Genomic DNA, 18,873 nt, shown 5'->3' on the forward strand with positions numbered 1-18,873 from the left:
TGCGCACTGCTTGACCCTGAACGGCGCATGGATTACTGCTAGTAGCACAAGAACAAAGCGCGCTGGCTAATCAGTCTGGCACAAGACCGGCAAAAAAAGCGCGCAAGACAGGGAGAAGATCAGTGCTCGGTATGCCCTTTGCCGATTACGGGATTAGTCCGCCCGCCCCGCTGAAAAACGGGAGGGCACGGTGACGGCGACGTATCCGGATGCCGCCCGTTTCGATACCTGCCCGAAATTGCTGGTCCACAACGCCCAGACCCACCCCGATGCGGTGGCGATGCGCGAGAAGGATTTCGGCATCTGGCGGGAAATGACCTGGCGCGATTACGCCGAGACCGTGAAGCTGATGGCGCTCGGCCTCGAAACGCTGGGCATCGGGCGCGGCGACGTGGTGGCGCTGATCGGCGACAACGACACCAACTGGGTGTGCGGCGAGCTGGCAACCCATTGCCTCAGGGCGATGAGCCTCGGCATCTATCGCGACGCGCTGGATGAGGAGGTCTTCTACCTTGCCGATTATGCCGGCGTGAAGGCGGTGCTCGCCGAGGATCAGGAGCAGGTGGACAAGTTCCTGAATCTGGGTGAGCGGCTGCCGGATTTGCAGCACATCGTCTATTGCGATACCCGCGGCATGAGCACGGTCACCGACCCGCGCGTGCTGTCGCTGGATGCGCTGAAGGAGCTGGGCCGCAAGGCCGAGGCGCGCGAGCCGGCACGCTTCAAGGCGCTGGTCGATGCGACGGAGGGTGACGACGTCGCCATCCTGTGCACGACCTCCGGCACCACCTCGAACCCGAAGCTGGCGATGCTGCAGTCGGGCGCCATGATCCGCCATGTGCACCGCTACCTGACGGTCGATCCGAAGGACAGCACGGACGAATATGTCTCCGTCCTGCCGCTGCCCTGGATCATGGAGCAGGTTTACTGCATCGGCTTTTCCCTGGTTGCGGGCATGAAGGTGAACTACCCGGAAAGCCAGGACACCATGATGCACGATCTGCGCGAGATCGGGCCGACCTTCTTCCTGATGGCGCCGCGCCTGTGGGAGCAGCTGGCCGCCGACATGCGCGCCCGCGTCATGGACGCCTCGGCGCTGAACCGCTGGATCTTCGACAAGGGCGTGAAGCTGGGGATCGAGGCGCTGGACCGCGGCGGCCGCTCCACGCTGGCGGATACCATGCTGTTCTCGGCGCTGCGCGACCGGCTGGGTTTCAGCCGCGTGCGCTCTGCCGCCACCGGCGGCTCGGCGCTGGGGCCGGAGACCTTCAAGCTGTTCCTCGCCATGGGCGTGCCGCTGCGCCAGCTGTACGGCCAGACCGAACTGATGGGCGCCTATACGCTGCAGGACGGCAAGGAGGTCGATTGCGACACGGTCGGGCCGCCCTTCCCGGGGACCGATGTGCGCATCGCCGATCCGGATGCCAGCGGCGTCGGCGAGATCGTCACCCGGCACGACAACATGTTCCTCGGTTACTACAAGAACGAGGAGGCGACCCGCGCCGACATGCGCGATGGCTGGATGTACACCGGCGATGCCGGCTATTTCGACGACAAGGGGCGGCTGATCGTCATCGACCGGCTGAAGGATATCGCAACGACAGCGCAGGGTCTGCGCTTCTCCCCGCAATATATTGAAAACAAACTAAAATTCTCTCCCTATATCGCCGAGGCGGTGATCCTGGGGGCGGGCCATGATTATCTGACGGCGATCATCTGCGTGCGCTATTCCATCGTCTCGAAATGGGCCGAGAAGAAGCGTATCGCCTTTTCCTCCTACACCGATCTGTCGAACCAGCAGCAGATCTACGATCTGATCGCCGGCGAGGTGGAGCAGGTGAATGCCAGCCTGCCCGAGGCCCAGCGCATCCGCAAATTCCTGCTGCTCTACAAGGAGCTGGATGCCGATGATGGCGAGCTGACCCGCACGCGCAAGGTGCGGCGCGGTGTCATCGGCGAGCGCTATGGCGGCCTGATCGACGCGCTCTACACCGATGCCACCACCGCGCATCTCGACGCCGAAGTCACCTACGAGGACGGGCGCAAGAGCAAGGTGAAGGCCGATATGCGCATCATGACGGTGGGCACGCCGCATGAGTCCGCAACGATGAAGAAGGCGAGCTGAGCGATGGCGGAAGCGGATTCGGCGATGGCAGCACCCCCGGCAGCATCCCCGGCAGCACTCAAACCGATGCCCGAGGTGGCACAGGTCGGCGAGCCGGTGCTGCGGCTGAACGATATCGAGCTTGGCTTCGGCGGCGTGAAGGCGATCAACAAGGTCAGCCTGGAAGTCCGCAAAGGCGAGATTCTGGCGATCATCGGCCCGAACGGCGCCGGCAAGTCCTCGATGCTGAATGTCATTAACGGCTTCTACAAGCCGCAGTCCGGGACCATCGAGTTCATGGGGCGCAGCCTGCGGGCGATGGACCCCAATACCGCCGCCAAGAACGGCATCGCCCGGACCTTCCAGAACATCGCCCTGTTCAAGGGCATGAGCACGCTGGACAATCTGATGACCGGGCGGATGCTGAAGATGAAGCGCGGCATGTTCTGGCAGGCGCTGTATTGGGGGCCGGCGCAGAAGGAAGAGCTGGAGCACCGCGCGGCGGTCGAGAAAATCATCGATTTCCTGGAAATCCAGGCGGTCCGCCGCACGCCGGTCGGCCGGCTGCCCTATGGCCTGCAAAAGCGCGTGGAGCTGGGCCGGGCGCTGGCGATGGAGCCGGACATCCTGCTGCTCGACGAGCCGATGGCCGGCATGAATGTCGAGGAGAAGGAGGATATGTGCCGCTTCATCCTGGAGGTGAATCAGGAGTTCGGCACCACCATCGTGCTGATCGAGCACGATATGGGCGTCGTCATGGATATTTCCGACCGTGTCGTGGTGCTGGATTACGGCGTGAAGATCGCCGACGGCACGCCGGACGAAGTCCGCGCCAACCAGCGCGTCATCGATGCCTATCTCGGCGTCAGCCACTGATCTCCAAGGGGTAACGAGGCATGTTCTTTTCCTGGCCGTTCTTCTTCGAGGTCCTGATCGGCGGCTTGCTGTCCGGCGTCATGTATTCGCTGGTGGCGCTCGGTTTCGTGCTGATCTTCAAGGCATCGGGCGTGTTCAACTTCGCGCAGGGCGCGATGGTGCTGTTCGCCGCGCTGACGCTGGTTGGCTTCATCAATATGGGCGTGCCGATCCCGCTGGCGATCATGATCGCCATCGCCGTCATGATATTGCTGGCCTATGCGGTGGAGCGCGCGGTGTTGCGGCCGCTGGTGAACCAGCCGCCGATCATTCTGTTCATGGCGACCATCGGCATCACCTTCTTCATCGACGGGTTCGGTCAGACGTTGTGGGGGTCGGACGTTCACACGCTGGATATCGGCATTCCGACCCAGCCTCTGTTCTTCGGCGATATCCTGGTGAACAGCTTCGATCTGGTCGCCGCGGTGGTGGCGGGCGCGCTGGTCGGGGTGCTGGCGGTGTTCTTCCAGAAGACCCGCATTGGCCGCGCCCTGCGCGCCGTCGCCGACGATCATCAGGCGGCGATGTCGGTCGGCATTCCGCTACGCGTCATCTGGGTCATCGTCTGGTCGGTGGCCGGGCTGGTGGCGCTGGTCGCCGGCATCATGTGGGGCTCCAAGCTGGGGGTGCAGTTCTCGCTGGCGCTGATCGCGCTGAAGGCGCTGCCGGTGCTGATCCTGGGCGGCTTCACCTCAATCCCCGGCGCCATCATCGGCGGGCTGATCATCGGCGCGGGCGAGAAGCTGGCCGAAGTGTTCGTCGGGCCGTTCCTGGCCGGCGCCATCGAGGACTGGTTCGCCTACATGCTGGCCATGCTGGTGCTGCTGTTCCGGCCGCAGGGCCTGTTCGGCGAAAAGATCATCGAAAGGGTATGACGCCGTGATTTATCGCGAGGCTGGACAATTCAAGACGTCGTACGCAGCGGATCAGGGCATCTTTCCGATCCGCCTGGACCGCATGGGGATGGTGGCCCTTCTGCTGATCGCCTATCTGGCGATTCCGTCGGTGGCCAATGATTACTGGCTGGTATCCATCCTGGTGCCGTTCCTGGTGTTCTCGATGGCGGCGATCGGGCTGAACATCCTGACCGGCTATGCCGGGCAGCTCAGCCTCGGCACCGGCGGCTTCATGGCCTGCGGCGCCTTTGCCGCCTACAAGCTGGCGACGGCCTTCCCCGATCTGCACATCGTCATCGTGCTGCTGCTCTCGGGCACCATCACGGCGGCGGTCGGTGTGCTGTTCGGCCTTCCGTCCCTGCGCATCAAGGGCTTTTATCTGGCAGTGGCGACGCTGGCCGCGCAGTTCTTCCTGATCTGGATGTTCAACAAGTTCGGCTGGTTCAACAATTACAGCCCGTCCGGCGTGATCTCGGCCCCGCCGATGCATCTGTTCGGCGACGTCTATATCACCGGGCCGCAATCCAGCCCGCTGGTGAAATACCTGTTCCTGCTGACCTTCGTGGCGGTCATGGCGCTGGCAGCGAAGAATCTGACGCGCTGCAAGATCGGCCGGTCCTGGATGGCGATCCGAGATATGGATATCGCCGCTGAGATCATCGGCATCCGGCCGCTGATGGCCAAGCTGTCGGCCTTCGCCATCTCTTCCTTCTATATCGGCATCGCCGGGGCGGCCTGGGCCTTCATCTATACCGGCTCGGTCGAGGCGCTGGCCTTTGACATCAACCGCTCCTTCCAGGTGCTGTTCATGATCATCATTGGCGGGCTGGGCAGCATCCTGGGGTCGTTCCTGGGGGCGGCCTTCATCGTGCTGCTGCCGATCCTGCTGAACAATGTGCCGGGACTGATCGGCTGGCATATCCCGGTCGATGTGATCGCGCATCTCGAATTCATGATCTTCGGGGCGCTCATCATCTTCTTCCTGATCGTCGAGCCGCACGGGCTTGCCCGGCTGTGGACACTGGCGAAGGAGAAGATGCGGCTGTGGCCGTTCCCCTACTGACCGGGTGAACCGGACGGGCGAGAGGTGAAGGGGGCTTTGGACAAGGGACCGCAGAGTCCCGGAAAACAGGGAAAACTGAACAAACAGGGAGTGAAAAGCAATGAATATGAAGAAGATGCTTTTGTCGGCGGCCGCAGCGGCGGTCGTTGCAACCCCGCTGCTGGCGATGCCGGCGGCGGCGCAGAACGAGCAGTTCATGCCGCTGCTGGTCTATCGCACCGGCCCGTATGCGCCGAGTGGGATTCCGCTGGCCAATGGGTTCGTCGATTATTTCGAACTCATCAATGCCCGCGACGGCGGCATCAACGGCGTGAAGATCACCTGGGAAGAGTGCGAGACCAACTACAATAACGACCGCGGCGTGGAGTGCTACGAGCGCTTGAAGAAGCAGGGGCCGACCGGCGCGACGGTCTTCAACCCCTACGCCACGGGCATCACCTACGCGCTGATCGAGCGCGCGACGGCGGATAAGATTCCGGTCTTCTCGATGGGCTATGGCCGCGCCGACGCCACTGTCGGCTCCGTCTTCCCTTATGTGTTCACCGCGCCGGCGACCTATTGGGCGGGGGCGGACGCCATCATCCAGTACATCCAGGCGCAGGAGAAGGGCAGCCTCAAGGGCAAGAAGATCGCCCTGGTCTACCATGACAGCGCCTATGGCAAGGAACCGATCGCCACCCTGCAGGCGTTGGCCAAGCAGGAAGGCTATACCCTGAACCTGTTCCCGGTCGCCCATCCGGGGCTGGAGCAGAAGGCGACCTGGCTGCAGATTGGCCGCCAGCTGCGGCCGGACTGGGTGATCATGTGGGGCTGGGGCGTGATGAACTCCACGGCGATCAAGGAGGCCGCGGCCGTCGGCTACCCGATGAACAAGTTCGTCGGCGTCTGGTGGTCTGGCTCCGAGGCCGATGTGCGGCCTGCCGGTGCTGCCGCGAAGGGCTATATGTCGGCCTCCTTCACCGGGGTCGGCACGGGCGCCAAGGTGCATTCGGAAATCCGCGACATCGTGTTCGCCAAGGGCAAGGGCATCGGCAAGGATACGTTCGGCGAGGCGCTGTATAATCGCGGCGTCGTCAATGCGGCGATCATGATCGAGGCGGTGCGCACCGCGCAGGGCAAGTTCGGCAACAAGCCGCTGACCGGCGAACAGGTGCAGTGGGGCTTCGAGAATCTGAACATCACCCAGGAGGTCATCGACAAGCTGGGCCTGACCGGCCTGATGTCGCCGATCAAGCTGTCCTGCAACGATCATGAGGGCGGCGGCTCCGTCGTCATCCAGCAATGGGACGGCAAGCAGTGGAACTTCGTCTCGGACTTCATCAAGCCGCGCCGCGAGATGCTGACCAAGATGTATGAGGCTTCCGCCATGCAGTACGCGAAGGAGAAGGGCATCACCCCGCGCGACTGCAAGATGTAACGATCTATGGGGCCTGCCTTTCGTGGGCGGGCCCCGTTTTTCTTTCACGGGATCACGGAAGACGCCATGACCAGCGCCGCCGCACAGAAACTGGAAGCCGAGTCGCCCGGTACCGCCTCCGGCGCCGCCGAAGCCTTGCTGAAGGTGAACAATATCGAGGTCATCTACGACCATGTGATCCTGGTGCTGAAAGGCGTGTCTCTCGATGTGCCGGATGGCGGCATCGTGGCCTTGCTGGGCGCCAACGGGGCCGGCAAGAGCACGACGCTGAAATCGATTTCCAACCTGCTGCGCGCCGAGCGCGGCGAGGTGACCAAGGGCTCGGTGCATTTCGCCGGCCAGCGCATCGACGGTATGACGCCGGACGCGCTGGTGCGCATGGGCGTCATCCAGGTGATGGAAGGGCGGCATTGCTTCGAGCATCTGACGGTCGAGGAAAACCTGCTGACCGGCGCCTATACCCGCAAGGATGGACGGCAGGCCATCGCCGACGATCTGGAGCTGGTTTATCATTATTTCCCGCGCCTGAAGGAGCGGCGGACCAGCCTTGCCGGCTATACCTCCGGCGGCGAGCAGCAGATGTGCGCCATTGGGCGCGCGCTGATGAGCCGGCCGAAGATCATCCTGCTGGACGAACCCTCGATGGGGCTGGCGCCGCAGCTGGTCGAACAGATTTTCGAGATCGTGAAGCAGCTGAACGAGAAGGAGGGCGTGTCCTTCCTGCTGGCCGAGCAGAATACCAATGTGGCGCTGCGCTACGCGCATTTCGGCTACATTCTCGAAAATGGCCGCATCGTGCTGGATGGCGCCGCCGATGCGTTGCGTAACAATGAGGATGTGAAGGAATTCTATCTCGGCCTGTCCGGCACCGGCCGCAAGAGCTTCCGCGATGTGAAGCAGTACCGCCGCCGCAAGCGCTGGCTCGGCTGAAGCCGGGCCAAGAAAGGCGAGGAAAGTGCCCTATTTCGATATTCTTGAGACCCGCGACCCGGCGGTGCGCGAGGCGCAGTTGCTGTCCCGCCTGCCGGCGCTGGTCGCGCATGCGAGGGGCCAGACCGACTATTTCGGCAAGCTGCTGGCTAAAATCGATCCGGCCGGGGTGACCAGCCGGGAGGCGCTGGCGACGCTGCCGGTTACCCGCAAGGGTGATCTGATCGAGTTACAGAAGGAAAACCCGCCCTTCGGCGGGCTGAACGCCAAGCGGCCCAGCGCGCTGGCGCGCATCTTCATGTCGCCGGGTCCGATCTACGATCCCGAAGGGCAGGGACGCGACTATTGGCGCTTCGCCCGCGCGCTCTATGCCGCCGGATTCCGACCCTGCGACATCCTGCACAACAGCTTCTCCTATCATCTGACACCGGCCGGATCGATGCTGGAAACGGCGGCGCATGCGCTGGGCTGCGCCGTGGTGCCGGCAGGGACCGGCCAGACCGAACTGCAGCTGCGCGCGATATCCGATATCCGCCCGTCCGGCTATGCCGGCACGCCCTCCTTCCTGAAGATCCTGTTCGAGAAGGCCGCGGAAACCGGCGCCGATATGTCGTGCCTGACGAAGGCGCTGGTCTCGGGCGAGGCGCTGCCACCCTCGCTGCGTACCGAACTTGCGGGCTATGGCTGCCAGGTGCTGCAATGCTATGCGACTGCCGATCTGGGGCTGATCGCCTACGAATCCTCGGCGCAGGAGGGCATGATCGTGGATGAGGGGGTGATCGTCGAGATCGTGCGCCCCGGCACCGGCGATCCGGTGCCCGACGGTGAGGTGGGGGAGGTTGTCGTCACCACCCTGACGCCGGATTACCCGCTGATCCGCTTCGGCACCGGCGACATGTCCGCCATCCTGCCGGGGCAGAGTCCCTGCGGACGCACCAACTGGCGCATCAAGGGCTGGATGGGCCGGGCCGATCAGACCACCAAGGTGAAGGGCATGTTCGTCCATCCGGGGCAGGTGGCCGATGCCGCAAAGCGCCATCCCGAAATCGCCCGCTTCCGGCTGGTGGTTGGCGGTACCGCCGGCCGCGACGAGATGGTACTACGCTGCGAGGTACAAAAGCAGGATACGGCGCTGGCCGCCCGCATCGCCGAGAGCCTGCAGGCCACGACCAAGCTGAAGGGAACGGTCGAGCTGGTGGCGCCCGGCAGCCTGCCGAATGACGGCAAGGTGATCGAGGACACCCGCAGCTACACGTAGGTGCTATGCTGCTGGTATGACAGCGCGCGCGAACAGCCGGCAGCAAGAGCAGAAGAGGCGGCAGCGCCGTGCCTATCGGCTGCTGGGGCTGTTCAGTGCCGTCTGGATCGTCGGCGTTGCCACCGTCTGGCTTTTTACCTGGCCGCCGACAACACAGGTTTATGACGCAACCTATTATGCCGGGCAGCGCGATTGCCGGGCGCGCTATGCCGGGAATTACGAGCGGGTGGAGCGCTGCATCAACCTGTTCAACCTGCAATATCTGCGCAGCCGCAACGGCCACGCCATCAGCGGGTTTCTGGTGGCGCTGTTCCCGCCCCTGCTGGGATTCTTCACGCTGCACATTCGCGACCGTATGCGGCGTTGATCGCGCCCGCGCCGGTTGCGACCCCCTGTCCGCTGGACCGCGACCGCATCAAAGACTAAGAAGAGGCATGGACGATTTCAGCGGCAACGGCCTTTCCTGCCGGCGTGGCGACAGGCTTGTCTTTACCGGCGTCGATTTTTCGCTGCCGGCTGGCGGCGCGTTGCTGCTGCGCGGACCGAATGGCAGCGGCAAGTCGAGCCTGCTGCGCATCATGGCGGGACTGTTGCCGGCGGTGGCGGGCACGCTGACGCGCGGCGGAGAACCCGTCGCGGCGGAACCGGACGCGCACCGCGCCGACCTTTGCTATGTCGGCCATCTGGATGCGGTGAAACCGACGCTGACCGTTCTGGAGAATCTCAGCTTCTGGGCCGGCCTGCACGATGAAGACAGCGGGGAGCGGGTGCGCGCCGCGCTGCACCGCTTCGGCATCGCGCATCTGGCCGACGCGCCGGGGCGCTGGCTGTCCGCCGGGCAGAAGCGGCGGCTGGCCCTGTCGCGTCTGCTGGCGGCACAGACCGGCCTGTGGCTGCTGGACGAGCCGACGGTGGCGCTGGATATCGCCTCCATCAAGGTGCTGGAAGAAATCATGGCGGAACACCGCGCCGAGGGCGGTATGGTCGTGCTGTCCACGCATGCCGAAATAGACCTGCCGGGCGCCGACGTGCTGGCCATGGACGCTTTCGCCCCGGACCGGCGGGAGGCGGCATGAGCGCGCTGGGACTCGGCGGTTTCGGCGCCGTGCTCGGCCGGGATTTACGGCTGGCCGGGCGGCAGGGTTCCGACGTGCTGCTGGTGGTCGGCTTCTTCGTGCTGGGCGCGGTGCTGTTCCCCTTCGCCGTGGGGCCGGACGCCGCGGTGCTGGCGCGGATATCCGGCGGTGTGATCTGGGTGATGGCGCTGCTGGCGGCCATGCTGTCGCTGGACCGGCTGTTCCAGGCGGATTATGAGGATGGCTCGCTGGAACTGCTGGTACTGTCGCCGCTGCCGCTGGGCTTCCTGGTGCTGGCCAAATGCCTGGCGCATTGGCTGACCACCGGCCTGCCGTTGCTGGTCGCCGCACCGGTGCTGGCGATCCTTTTGAACTTGCCGCTGGACGGGTTCGTCGCCCTGGTGCTGGCGATGGCGCTGGGCACCCCGACCTTGAGCCTGCTGGGCGCGGTCGGCGCGGCCTTGTCGCTGGGCGCGCGCCGGTCCGGCGTGCTGATGTCGCTGCTGGTCTTGCCCTTGACCGTCCCCGTGCTGATCTTCGGGGTGGCGGCGGTGGATGCGGCGGTCGGCGGCTATCCGACCGCGCCGCACCTCATGTTGCTGGCGGCGCTGTTCCTGGCGGCGTTGCCGCTGTGTCCCTGGGCGGCATCGGCGGCCCTGCGCCATGCGGTGGAATAGAGAGATGTCGAAACTGCATTTTCTTGCGAACCCGGCCCGGTTTTCCCGGCTTAGCGCCTTGCTGCTGCCGTGGCTGACGCTGGCGACCGTGCTGCTGATGGGGGCTGGCCTCTATCTTGGCCTGTTCGACTCGCCGCCCGACTATCAGCAGGGCGAGACGGTGCGCATCATGTATGTGCATGTGCCGGCCGCCTGGATGGCGATGGGCTGCTACAGTTCGATGGCCATCGCCAGCGCCATGGCGCTGATCTGGCGGCATCCGCTGGCCGATCTGATTGCGCAGGAGAGCGCGCCGATCGGCGCCTGCTTCACCGTGATCGCGCTGGTGACCGGTGCGTTGTGGGGGCAGCCGATGTGGGGCACCTGGTGGGTGTGGGATGCGCGGCTGACCTCGGTGCTGGTACTGCTGTTCCTGTATCTCGGCTATATCGCGCTGGTGAACGCCTTTGACGATCCGCAGCGCGGCGCGCGCGCCGGCGCGGTGCTGGCGCTGGTCGGATGGATCAACATCCCGATCATCAAATTCTCCGTCGATTGGTGGAACACGCTGCACCAGCCGGCCAGCGTCGCGCGGCTGGACGGGCCGGCGATCCATCCGGCGATGCTGACGCCGCTGCTGCTGATGGGGCTGGCCTTCCTGCTGCTCTATCTCGTGCTGCTGCTGCTGCGCGTGCGAGGCCGGCTGATCGAGCGCCGCATCCAGGTGCTGCGCCAGCGCCAGATGGAAGGCTGGGATACGTGACCATGACCAAGGGAGACGAGATGCCGCAGCGTTTCAGGGCGCATGCGTCTGGTTTCACCGGTAAGACTTCCTATCCTTAAGACACGAATCACGATGCCAGAGGATCGGGTGCCAATTTGACTGATCTTTCCAGCTATCTCGCCATGGGGGGCCATGGTGTCTATGTCTGGTCGTCCTATGCGGTGGCGGCCATCGGGCTGATCGTGCTGCTGGCGGCGACGCTGGCCGGCCTGCGTCGGCGCGAGGCCGAACTGCGCCGGCTGGAGAACGCCGCGGGAGAACGCCCATGAGCAAGGGGCGGATCAAGGCAGGCACGCGCAAGAAGCGCCGGCTCTACATTGTCGGCCTTGGCATGCTGGCGCTCGCCTCGGCGACGGCGCTGGTGCTGAACGCCTTCGAGGACAATCTGGTGTTCTTCTTCAGCCCCAGCGATCTGCAGGCCAAGCCGATGGAGGATGGCCGCCCGTTCCGCCTCGGCGGGCTGGTCGAGGAGGGCAGCGTGCAGCGCCCGGACGGCCTGACCATTACCTTCCGGGTGACCGATACGATGAACGCGCTGCCGGTCACCTATACCGGCGTGCTGCCCGACCTGTTCCGCGAGGGGCAGGGGGTGGTTGCCGAGGGCCAGCTGAAGCAGGGCGTGTTCGTCGCCCGCGAGGTGCTGGCGAAGCACGACGAGACCTACATGCCGCCGGAGGTGGCCGAAGCGCTGAAGCGGGCCGAGCATTGGCGCGAAGACGCATCGCAGAGCGTCCGGAAGTGAGTATCCGCCGATGATCGCCGAAATTGGCCATTTCGCCCTGGTTCTGGCGCTGCTTGTCGCGGCGGTGCAGTCGTTGCTGCCGATGCTGGGGGCGTCACGCGGATCGGCGGCACTGATGGCGACCGGCCCGGCGGCAGCGGTGGTGCAGTTCGCCTTGGTGGCGGCCGCCTTCCTGGCGCTGACCTGGGCCTTCGTGACCTCCGACTTCTCGGTCGCGAATGTGATGCAGAACTCGCATTCCGCCAAGCCGATGCTCTACAAGGTGACCGGCGTGTGGGGCAATCATGAGGGCTCCATGCTGCTGTGGTCGCTGATCCTGGCGTTGTTCGGCGCCATGGTCGGGATGTTCGGCCGCAACCTGCCGCCCAGCCTGAAGGCCCGTGTGCTGTCGGTGCAGGGCATGATCGGCGTCGGCTTCCTGCTGTTCATCCTGTTGACCTCCAACCCGTTCGAGCGGGTGTTCCCGCCGCCGCTGGACGGCAACGACCTGAACCCGTTGCTGCAGGACCCGGGCCTGGCCTTCCATCCACCCTTCCTGTATCTCGGCTATGTCGGCTTCTCGGTCGCCTTTTCCTTCGCCGTGGCGGCGCTGATCGAGGGCCGGGTCGATCCCGCCTGGGCGCGCTGGGTGCGGCCCTGGACGCTGGCCGCCTGGACCGCGCTGACGCTGGGCATCGCGCTGGGCAGCTGGTGGGCCTATTACGAGCTGGGCTGGGGCGGCTGGTGGTTCTGGGACCCGGTGGAGAATGCCTCCTTCCTGCCGTGGCTGGCCGGCACGGCGCTGCTGCATTCCGCTGTCGTGGTGGAAAAGCGCGACGCGCTGAAGAGCTGGACCATCCTGCTGGCGATCCTCACCTTCGGCCTCAGCCTGATGGGCACCTTCCTGGTGCGCTCCGGCATCCTCACCTCGGTGCATGCCTTCGCCGTCGATCCCGACCGCGGCGCCTTCATCCTGGCGCTTCTGGTGATCGCGGTGGGCGGCTCGCTGGTACTCTATGCCTTGCGCGCGCCGGCCTTGCAGCCCGGCGGGCTGTTCCAGCCGGTCAGCCGCGAGGGCGGGCTGGTGCTGAACAATCTGCTGCTGGCGACGGCGACGGCGACGGTGCTGCTCGGCACGCTCTATCCGCTGCTGCTGGATGCGATGACTGGGGAGCGTGTCTCGGTCGGTCCGCCCTTCTTCAACGCCACCTTCATTCCCCTGATGGTGCCGCTGGTCATGCTGATGGCGGTTGGGCCGATGCTGGCCTGGAAGCGCGCCGATCTGGCCGGTGTGCTGGGCCGGCTGTGGGTTGCCATCGGCATCACCGCCGTGGTCGCGCTGGCGGTGTTCTATTTTGCCACGCGCGCGCCGGTGCTGTCGGCCTTCGGCTTCGCGCTGGCGACCTGGCTGCTGATGGGCGTGCTGACCGACTGGGCGGAGCGGACGAAACTGTTCCGCGTGCCGCTGGCCGATGCGCTGCGCCGTGCACGCGGGCTGCAGCGCTCCTCCTACGGCATGTGGATCGCCCATGCCGGCATGGCGGTGGTGATCTACGGCATGACCGGCGACATCCTGTGGAAGACCGAATCCGTGACCGCCTCTCGTCCGGGCGAGACGCTGTCGATTGCCGGATACGATCTAAAATTCGATGCGGTGCGCCGCGTGCAGGGGCCGAATTATCAGGCCGATCAGGGCCAGTTCACGGTGCGCCGGAACGGCGACTTCGTTGCCGAGATGTTTCCGGAACGCCGGGTCTATCCGGTGACCCGCATGCCGACGACCGAGGCGGCGATCCGCAGCAACGGCTTTGCCGACCTCTATGTGGTGATCGGCGAGAGCAATGAGGGCGGGCTGTGGACCGTGCGGCTCTACCATAATCCGTTGGTGCCCTGGATCTGGTTCGGCGCAGTCATCATGGCGGCGGGCGGGCTGGTCTCGCTGGCCGACCGCCGGCTGCGCGTCGGCGCCCCGGCGCGGCAGTCGCGCGCTGCCGCCCTGCCGGCCGCAGCGGAATAGGCGGTTTTCATGCGTCGTCTGCTTTATCTGCTGCCGGTGCTGCTGTTCGTCGCCGTCGCCGCCTATTTCGCGGTCGGTCTGACGCGCGACCCGCAGACCCTGCCCTCGGCGATGATCGACAAGCCGGCCCCTGCCTTCGCCCTGCCGCCCGCTATCGAAGGCGTGCCTGGCCTGTCCGACGCGGACCTGAAGGGGCAGGTGGCGCTGGTCAATGTCTTTGCCTCCTGGTGCGCGCCCTGCCGCATCGAACATCCGCTGCTGACCGGCCTCGCCCGCGAGGGGCTGACGATCTTCGGCATCAACCAGAAGGACAAGCCCGAGGCGGCGGCGAAGTTCCTGGCCGAGCTCGGCAACCCCTACACCCGCATCGGCGCCGACCGGGACGGCCGCGTTTCCATCGACTGGGGCGTCTATGGCGTGCCGGAGACTTATGTGATCGACCGAGACGGCCATATCCGCTACCGCCATGTCGGCGTGCTGACGGCGAAGGATATCGAACAGACCATCCGCCCGCTGCTGCGGGAGTTGTCGCGGTGAGGGCGTTCGCCGCACTGGCGTTTCTGATTGCCCTGCTGCCGGCGGTTGCCGGCGCGGTGCAGCCGGATGAGATGCTGGCCGATCCGGCGCTGGAGGCGCGGGCGCGCGATATCGGCAAGGAGTTGCGCTGCCTGGTCTGCCAGAACGAATCGATCGAGGAATCGAACGCCGAACTGGCCCGCGACCTGCGCCTGCTGGTGCGCGAACGGCTGACGCAGGGCGAGAGTGACGATCAGGTGCGGGCCTTCGTGGTGCAGCGCTATGGCGATTTCGTGCTGCTGAAGCCGCCGGTGAAGCCGTCCACCTGGATTCTCTGGTATGGGCCGGCGGGCATCCTGCTGCTGGGCGGCATCGGCGTGCTGCTCTATCTGCGCGGGCGTCGCAAGGCGGCCGCCGCGGCGCCGCGCGAGGCGGTTCCGCTCGATGCCGAGGAGCAACGCCGGCTGGCAACGCTGATGGCCGAGGGTGACCCGAAATGATGGTCTGGCCGAAATGATGATGTGGATCGTCATAGCGCTGATGACGGCCGCGACCGTCGCGGCGCTGGCCTGGCCGCTGCTGCGTTCTTCGGGGAGTGCCGCCGACCGCCGCGATTACGGGCTGACCGTCTATCGTGCGCAGTTGAAGGAGATCGAGCGCGATCTGGCCTCCGGCGTGCTGAGCGCGGATCAGGCGGCGGCGGCGCGTGTCGAAATCCAGCGCCGCATGCTGGCCGAGGACCGGCAGCAGGGCGCCACCGGCCAGGCCGGCGTGCCGCCGCATTACCGCGCCTTCGCGCTGGCGGTCGCCGCCGGCATCGTGCCGCTGGGTGCCATCCTGATCTATCTGACGCTGGGCCGCCCCGGCGCGCCGGACATGCCGCTGGCCTCCCGCCAGGCGGAAATTCAGGCGATCGCGGAAGGCAGCGCCGCGCTGACCGGCGAGGTCGAGGCGTTGCGCGGGCGACTTGCGGATAATCCCGCCGACCGGGAATCCTGGCTGCGGCTGGGTGACGTGCTGCGCCAGATGGAACGTTTCGAGGAGAGTGCGGAGGCATACCGCCGCGCTGCCCATCTGGAGGCCGATCCGGAGAGTTTCGGCCTCTATGCAGAGATGCTGGTTCTGGCGCAGCAAGGTACCGTTCCGGTCGAGGCGCGCAGCGTGTTCGAGCATGTGCTGGCATCAAGCCCGGGCGATCCGCGGTCGCTCTATTATCTGGGGCTGGCAGCGGAGCAGGCGGGCCAGCCGCGCGCGGCCCTGGAACGGTGGGTCAGGCTGCAGGCGATTTCCCCGCCAGATGCGCCCTGGATGGGCATGCTGACAGCGCGGATGGAATCGCTGGCGGCGGAGAATGGCATCGCCCTGGCACCGCTGCGGGAGGCGGCGCGGCAGGAGATGGGCCAGGGGGCGTCCCGGGGGGCGTCCCGGGGGGCTGCTGAAGCGCCGGCACGCGGGCCTGGCCGTGCCGATATCGAGGCGGCGCAGCAGATGAGTGCCGAGGAGCGCGCGGCCTTCGTGCAAAGCATGGTGGACCGGCTGGCCGACCGGCTGAAGGAACAGCCACAGGATGAGGAAGGCTGGCTGCGGCTGGCCCGCGCCTATGGCGTGCAGGGCGAGCCGGAAAAGGCGCTGGCGGCCTATGAGGAGGCACTGCTCCATCTGCCTGACAGCGTGCCGCTGCTGACCGGCTATGCAACGACGCTGTTCCCGCCCGGTACGCCCGAGGCGGAGATGCCGGAAGCCTTCATGGCGGTGATGCGCCGGCTCCATGCGTTGGATGAGACCAACCCGCAGGCGCTGTTCTTCCTGGGCAACGAGGCCGCGCGGAAGGGCGATACCGCAACCGCACGCCGCCTGTGGGGGCAGCTGCGCGCGCTGGCACCCGAGGATTCGCCGCTGCGGGAACAGATCGACCGCCGCATCGAGGCGCTGCCGAACTGACCCTGCCGCTTGCCGCTGCTGCCGGGCTCTGCGAGACTTCCCGAAAATATAAGAAGTTCGGGAGGATTCATGAATCTGGCAGGCATGCTGATGCGCGCGGCGCATCGGCTGGGCGACCATCCGGCGCTGGCGCATGGGCCACGCACGGTGATGGGCTTCCGCGATCTGGCGCGGTCCGTTGCCTGTGTGGCCGGTGCCTTGCAGGCGATTGGGCTGAAGCCCGGCGACCGGGTCGCGCTGGCGATGAAGAACTGCCCGGACTATGTGACGCTGCTCTACGGCATCTGGCATGCCGGTCTTGCCGCCGTGCCGATCAACGGCAAGCTGCATGCCCGCGAGTTCCAGTACATCCTCGAGCATAGCGGCGCGCGGCTGTGCTTCGTGACCTCCGACCTGGAGCCGGTGATCGCCGGGCTGGCGGGCGAGCTGCCGGCGCTGGAGCGCATCGTCTGCGCCGGTACGCCTGACCACCGTCGGATGCTGCAGGCCGATCCTGCCCCGATGGCGGCGGTGGGAGACGATGACCTCGCCTGGCTGTTCTACACCAGCGGCACCACCGGCCGGCCCAAGGGCGCGATGCTGAGCCACCGCAATCTGCGCGCCATGAGCCTCAGCTATTTCGTCGATATCGATGCCATCGCGCCGGGCGATTCCATCCTGCACGCGGCCCCTCTGTCGCACGGCTCTGGCCTCTACATGCTGCCGCACATGATGATGGGGGCGACGCAGGTGATCCCCGAGTCGGGCGGTTTCGACCCGTCGGAGATGGCGGACCTCATCCCGCACCACAAGGGGCTGACCTTCTTTGCCGCACCGACCATGGTGAAGCGTTTCGTGAATCATCCGGGCATCGGCGGGGCGGACCTCGGTAATCTGAAGACCATCGTCTATGGCGGCGCGCCGATGTATGTGGCCGACCTGAAACAGGCGCTCAATGTGCTGGGCAACAAGCTGGCGCAGCTTTACGGGCAGGGCGAAAGTCCGATGACGATCACCGGCATGACCAAGGCGCAATATGCAATGCGCGATCATCCGCGCTGGGAGCAGCGCATCGCCTCGGCCGGGCAGGCGCAGAGCGTGGTCGAGGTGCGCGTGGTCGATGCGCAGGACAAGCCGCTGCCGCCGGGCGAAGTGGGGGAGATCATCTGCCGCGGCGATTCCGTCATGCTGGGCTACTGGAATAACCCGGAGGCGACAGCGAAGACGCTGGCCGGCGGCTGGCTGCATACCGGCGACATGGGCTCGTTCGACGAGGACGGCTATCTCAGCCTGCATGACCGCTCCAAGGACGTTATCATCTCTGGCGGATCCAACATCTATCCGCGCGAGGTGGAGGAGGTGCTGCTGACCCACCCACAGGTGGCCGAGGTCTCGGTGGTGGGCGCGCCGCATGCCGACTGGGGCGAGGAGGTGGTGGCCTTCGTCGTGGCGCGCGAGGGCGGCCCCGGTCACCGCGTGCCGGAGGCCGAGCTGGATGCGCTGTGCCTGGACAACATCGCCCGCTTCAAACGGCCGAAGCGCTACCGCTTCATTGCGGCGCTGCCGAAGAACAATTACGGCAAGATCCTGAAGACCGAGTTGCGCGCCCTGCTGGAAAAGGAGGGGGTGTGAGTGGGGGGCATTAGGCATTCTCCCTTGTCATGCCCGGACTTGATCCGGGCATCCAGGGGCGGTGCCCTGCCTTTGTCCTTCGGGACTGTTGCCCTGGATTGCCGGGTCAAGCCCGGCGATGACAGACCATAACAAGAACCACAAACAGGGAGGAAACCATGGCCGGCAGGCTGAAGGACAAGGTGGCCATCGTCACCGGGGCAGGCTCCATCGGGCCGGGCTGGGGCAATGGCAAGGCGGCGGCGGCGCTGTTCGCCCGCGAGGGCGCGAAAGTCTTCGCCATCGACCGCAACAGCCAGGCGGTGGAGGAAACCCGCGCTATCGTCGCGGCGGAGGGAGGCACCATCGCCGCCCATACCTGCGACGTGACCGACAGCGCGCAGGTGAAGGCGATGGTGGATGCTTGCATGGACCGGTTCGGGCACATCGACATATTGCACAACAATGTCGGCATCATGGGGCTGGGCGGCCCGGTTGAGCTGGACGAGGCGGAGTGGGACAAGGTGCTGCAGGTGAACCTCACCTCCATGTACCTGACCTGCCGGCATGTGCTTCCGGTGATGGAACGCCAGGGCGGCGGCGCCATCGTGAATATCGGCTCGATCGCCGGCAACCGCTGGCTGGGCGTGCCCTATATCGTCTATTCCACGACCAAGGGTGCCATCGTGCCGTTTACCCGGTCGGTGGCGCTGCAATATGCGGCGAAGGGCATCCGCGCCAACACCATCCTGCCCGGCCTGATGAACACGCCGATGGTGCGCGAGGGGCTGACCGGCGCCTATGGCAAGGAAGGCGACGTCGATGCGATGATCCGCGCCCGCGATGCGCAATGCCCGATGGGTCGAATGGGCGATGCCTGGGATGTGGCGCATGCCGCGCTGTTCCTGGCCTCCGACGAGGCGCGCTACATCACCGGCACGGAACTGGTGGTGGATGGCGGCCTCACCGCGACATGCGTGTGAGGCCGG

19 protein-coding genes are annotated in these 18,873 nt (G+C 65.8%); all 19 read left to right on the plus strand.

Annotation, left to right across the window (positions count from 1 at the left end):
- The first annotated feature begins 190 nt into the window (after positions 1 to 190).
- Positions 191 to 2,125, plus strand: coding sequence for an AMP-binding protein (locus BKM74_RS07775; RefSeq protein WP_086465143.1), 1,935 nt, complete (start codon positions 191 to 193; stop codon positions 2,123 to 2,125).
- A gap of 3 nt (positions 2,126 to 2,128) precedes the next feature.
- Entirely contained in the window at positions 2,129 to 2,980 is an 852-nt protein-coding gene (locus BKM74_RS07780) for an ABC transporter ATP-binding protein (RefSeq protein WP_217895454.1), read from the plus strand.
- A 20-nt stretch (positions 2,981 to 3,000) separates the two neighbouring features.
- Positions 3,001 to 3,894, plus strand: a complete 894-nt coding sequence (locus BKM74_RS07785; protein WP_086465145.1) for a branched-chain amino acid ABC transporter permease — start codon at positions 3,001 to 3,003, stop codon at positions 3,892 to 3,894.
- 88 nt (positions 3,895 to 3,982) lie between these two features.
- Positions 3,983 to 4,978 carry a branched-chain amino acid ABC transporter permease gene (locus tag BKM74_RS07790; protein ID WP_245825868.1) on the plus strand — a complete coding sequence of 332 codons (996 nt, stop codon included), beginning with the start codon at positions 3,983 to 3,985 and terminating at the stop codon, positions 4,976 to 4,978.
- Positions 4,979 to 5,078: 100 nt separating this feature from the next.
- Positions 5,079 to 6,395 (plus strand): ABC transporter substrate-binding protein, encoded by a 1,317-nt coding sequence (locus BKM74_RS07795; RefSeq protein WP_086465147.1) that lies wholly within the window; start codon positions 5,079 to 5,081, stop codon positions 6,393 to 6,395.
- Between the two features lie 66 nt (positions 6,396 to 6,461).
- On the plus strand, positions 6,462 to 7,325 hold the full coding sequence (locus BKM74_RS07800; RefSeq protein WP_176342449.1) for an ABC transporter ATP-binding protein: 864 nt from the start codon (positions 6,462 to 6,464) through the stop codon (positions 7,323 to 7,325).
- A gap of 25 nt (positions 7,326 to 7,350) precedes the next feature.
- Positions 7,351 to 8,583 carry a phenylacetate--CoA ligase family protein gene (locus BKM74_RS07805; RefSeq protein WP_086465148.1) on the plus strand — a complete coding sequence of 411 codons (1,233 nt, stop codon included), beginning with the start codon at positions 7,351 to 7,353 and terminating at the stop codon, positions 8,581 to 8,583.
- Positions 8,584 to 8,599: 16 nt separating this feature from the next.
- Positions 8,600 to 8,950 (plus strand): hypothetical protein, encoded by a 351-nt coding sequence (locus BKM74_RS07810; RefSeq protein ID WP_086465149.1) that lies wholly within the window; start codon positions 8,600 to 8,602, stop codon positions 8,948 to 8,950.
- Positions 8,951 to 9,017: 67 nt separating this feature from the next.
- The gene (ccmA, locus tag BKM74_RS07815; protein ID WP_086465150.1) at positions 9,018 to 9,659 is read left to right on the plus strand and encodes a heme ABC exporter ATP-binding protein CcmA; all 642 of its coding nucleotides are present in this window, start codon (positions 9,018 to 9,020) and stop codon (positions 9,657 to 9,659) included.
- Positions 9,656 to 10,336, plus strand: coding sequence for a heme exporter protein CcmB (gene ccmB / locus BKM74_RS07820; protein ID WP_086465151.1), 681 nt, complete (start codon positions 9,656 to 9,658; stop codon positions 10,334 to 10,336). Before ccmA ends, ccmB begins: the two co-directional genes overlap by 4 nt.
- A gap of 4 nt (positions 10,337 to 10,340) precedes the next feature.
- Complete coding sequence (locus BKM74_RS07825; protein WP_086465152.1) at positions 10,341 to 11,078, plus strand: heme ABC transporter permease; 738 nt, start codon at positions 10,341 to 10,343, stop codon at positions 11,076 to 11,078.
- A 116-nt stretch (positions 11,079 to 11,194) separates the two neighbouring features.
- Complete coding sequence (ccmD, locus tag BKM74_RS07830; protein ID WP_086465153.1) at positions 11,195 to 11,368, plus strand: heme exporter protein CcmD; 174 nt, start codon at positions 11,195 to 11,197, stop codon at positions 11,366 to 11,368.
- Positions 11,365 to 11,841, plus strand: a complete 477-nt coding sequence (gene ccmE, locus BKM74_RS07835; protein ID WP_086465154.1) for a cytochrome c maturation protein CcmE — start codon at positions 11,365 to 11,367, stop codon at positions 11,839 to 11,841. The genes ccmD and ccmE overlap by 4 nt, the downstream gene beginning before the upstream one ends.
- A 10-nt stretch (positions 11,842 to 11,851) precedes the next feature.
- Entirely contained in the window at positions 11,852 to 13,837 is a 1,986-nt protein-coding gene (locus BKM74_RS07840) for a heme lyase CcmF/NrfE family subunit (protein WP_086465155.1), read from the plus strand.
- Between the two features lie 9 nt (positions 13,838 to 13,846).
- On the plus strand, positions 13,847 to 14,374 hold the full coding sequence (locus BKM74_RS07845) for a DsbE family thiol:disulfide interchange protein (protein ID WP_086465156.1): 528 nt from the start codon (positions 13,847 to 13,849) through the stop codon (positions 14,372 to 14,374).
- Positions 14,371 to 14,853, plus strand: coding sequence for a cytochrome c-type biogenesis protein (locus BKM74_RS07850; RefSeq protein ID WP_086465157.1), 483 nt, complete (start codon positions 14,371 to 14,373; stop codon positions 14,851 to 14,853). The genes BKM74_RS07845 and BKM74_RS07850 overlap by 4 nt, the downstream gene beginning before the upstream one ends.
- The gene (gene ccmI / locus BKM74_RS07855) at positions 14,840 to 16,294 is read left to right on the plus strand and encodes a c-type cytochrome biogenesis protein CcmI (RefSeq protein WP_140056044.1); all 1,455 of its coding nucleotides are present in this window, start codon (positions 14,840 to 14,842) and stop codon (positions 16,292 to 16,294) included. Before BKM74_RS07850 ends, ccmI begins: the two co-directional genes overlap by 14 nt.
- 69 nt (positions 16,295 to 16,363) lie before the next feature.
- Positions 16,364 to 17,905, plus strand: a complete 1,542-nt coding sequence (locus BKM74_RS07860; protein WP_086465159.1) for an acyl-CoA synthetase — start codon at positions 16,364 to 16,366, stop codon at positions 17,903 to 17,905.
- Between the two features lie 158 nt (positions 17,906 to 18,063).
- Positions 18,064 to 18,867, plus strand: a complete 804-nt coding sequence (locus BKM74_RS07865) for an SDR family NAD(P)-dependent oxidoreductase (RefSeq protein WP_086465160.1) — start codon at positions 18,064 to 18,066, stop codon at positions 18,865 to 18,867.
- Positions 18,868 to 18,873: the final 6 nt, after the last annotated feature.

Source organism: Oceanibaculum nanhaiense (genome assembly GCF_002148795.1).
Taxonomy (GTDB): Bacteria; Pseudomonadota; Alphaproteobacteria; order Oceanibaculales; family Oceanibaculaceae; genus Oceanibaculum; species Oceanibaculum nanhaiense.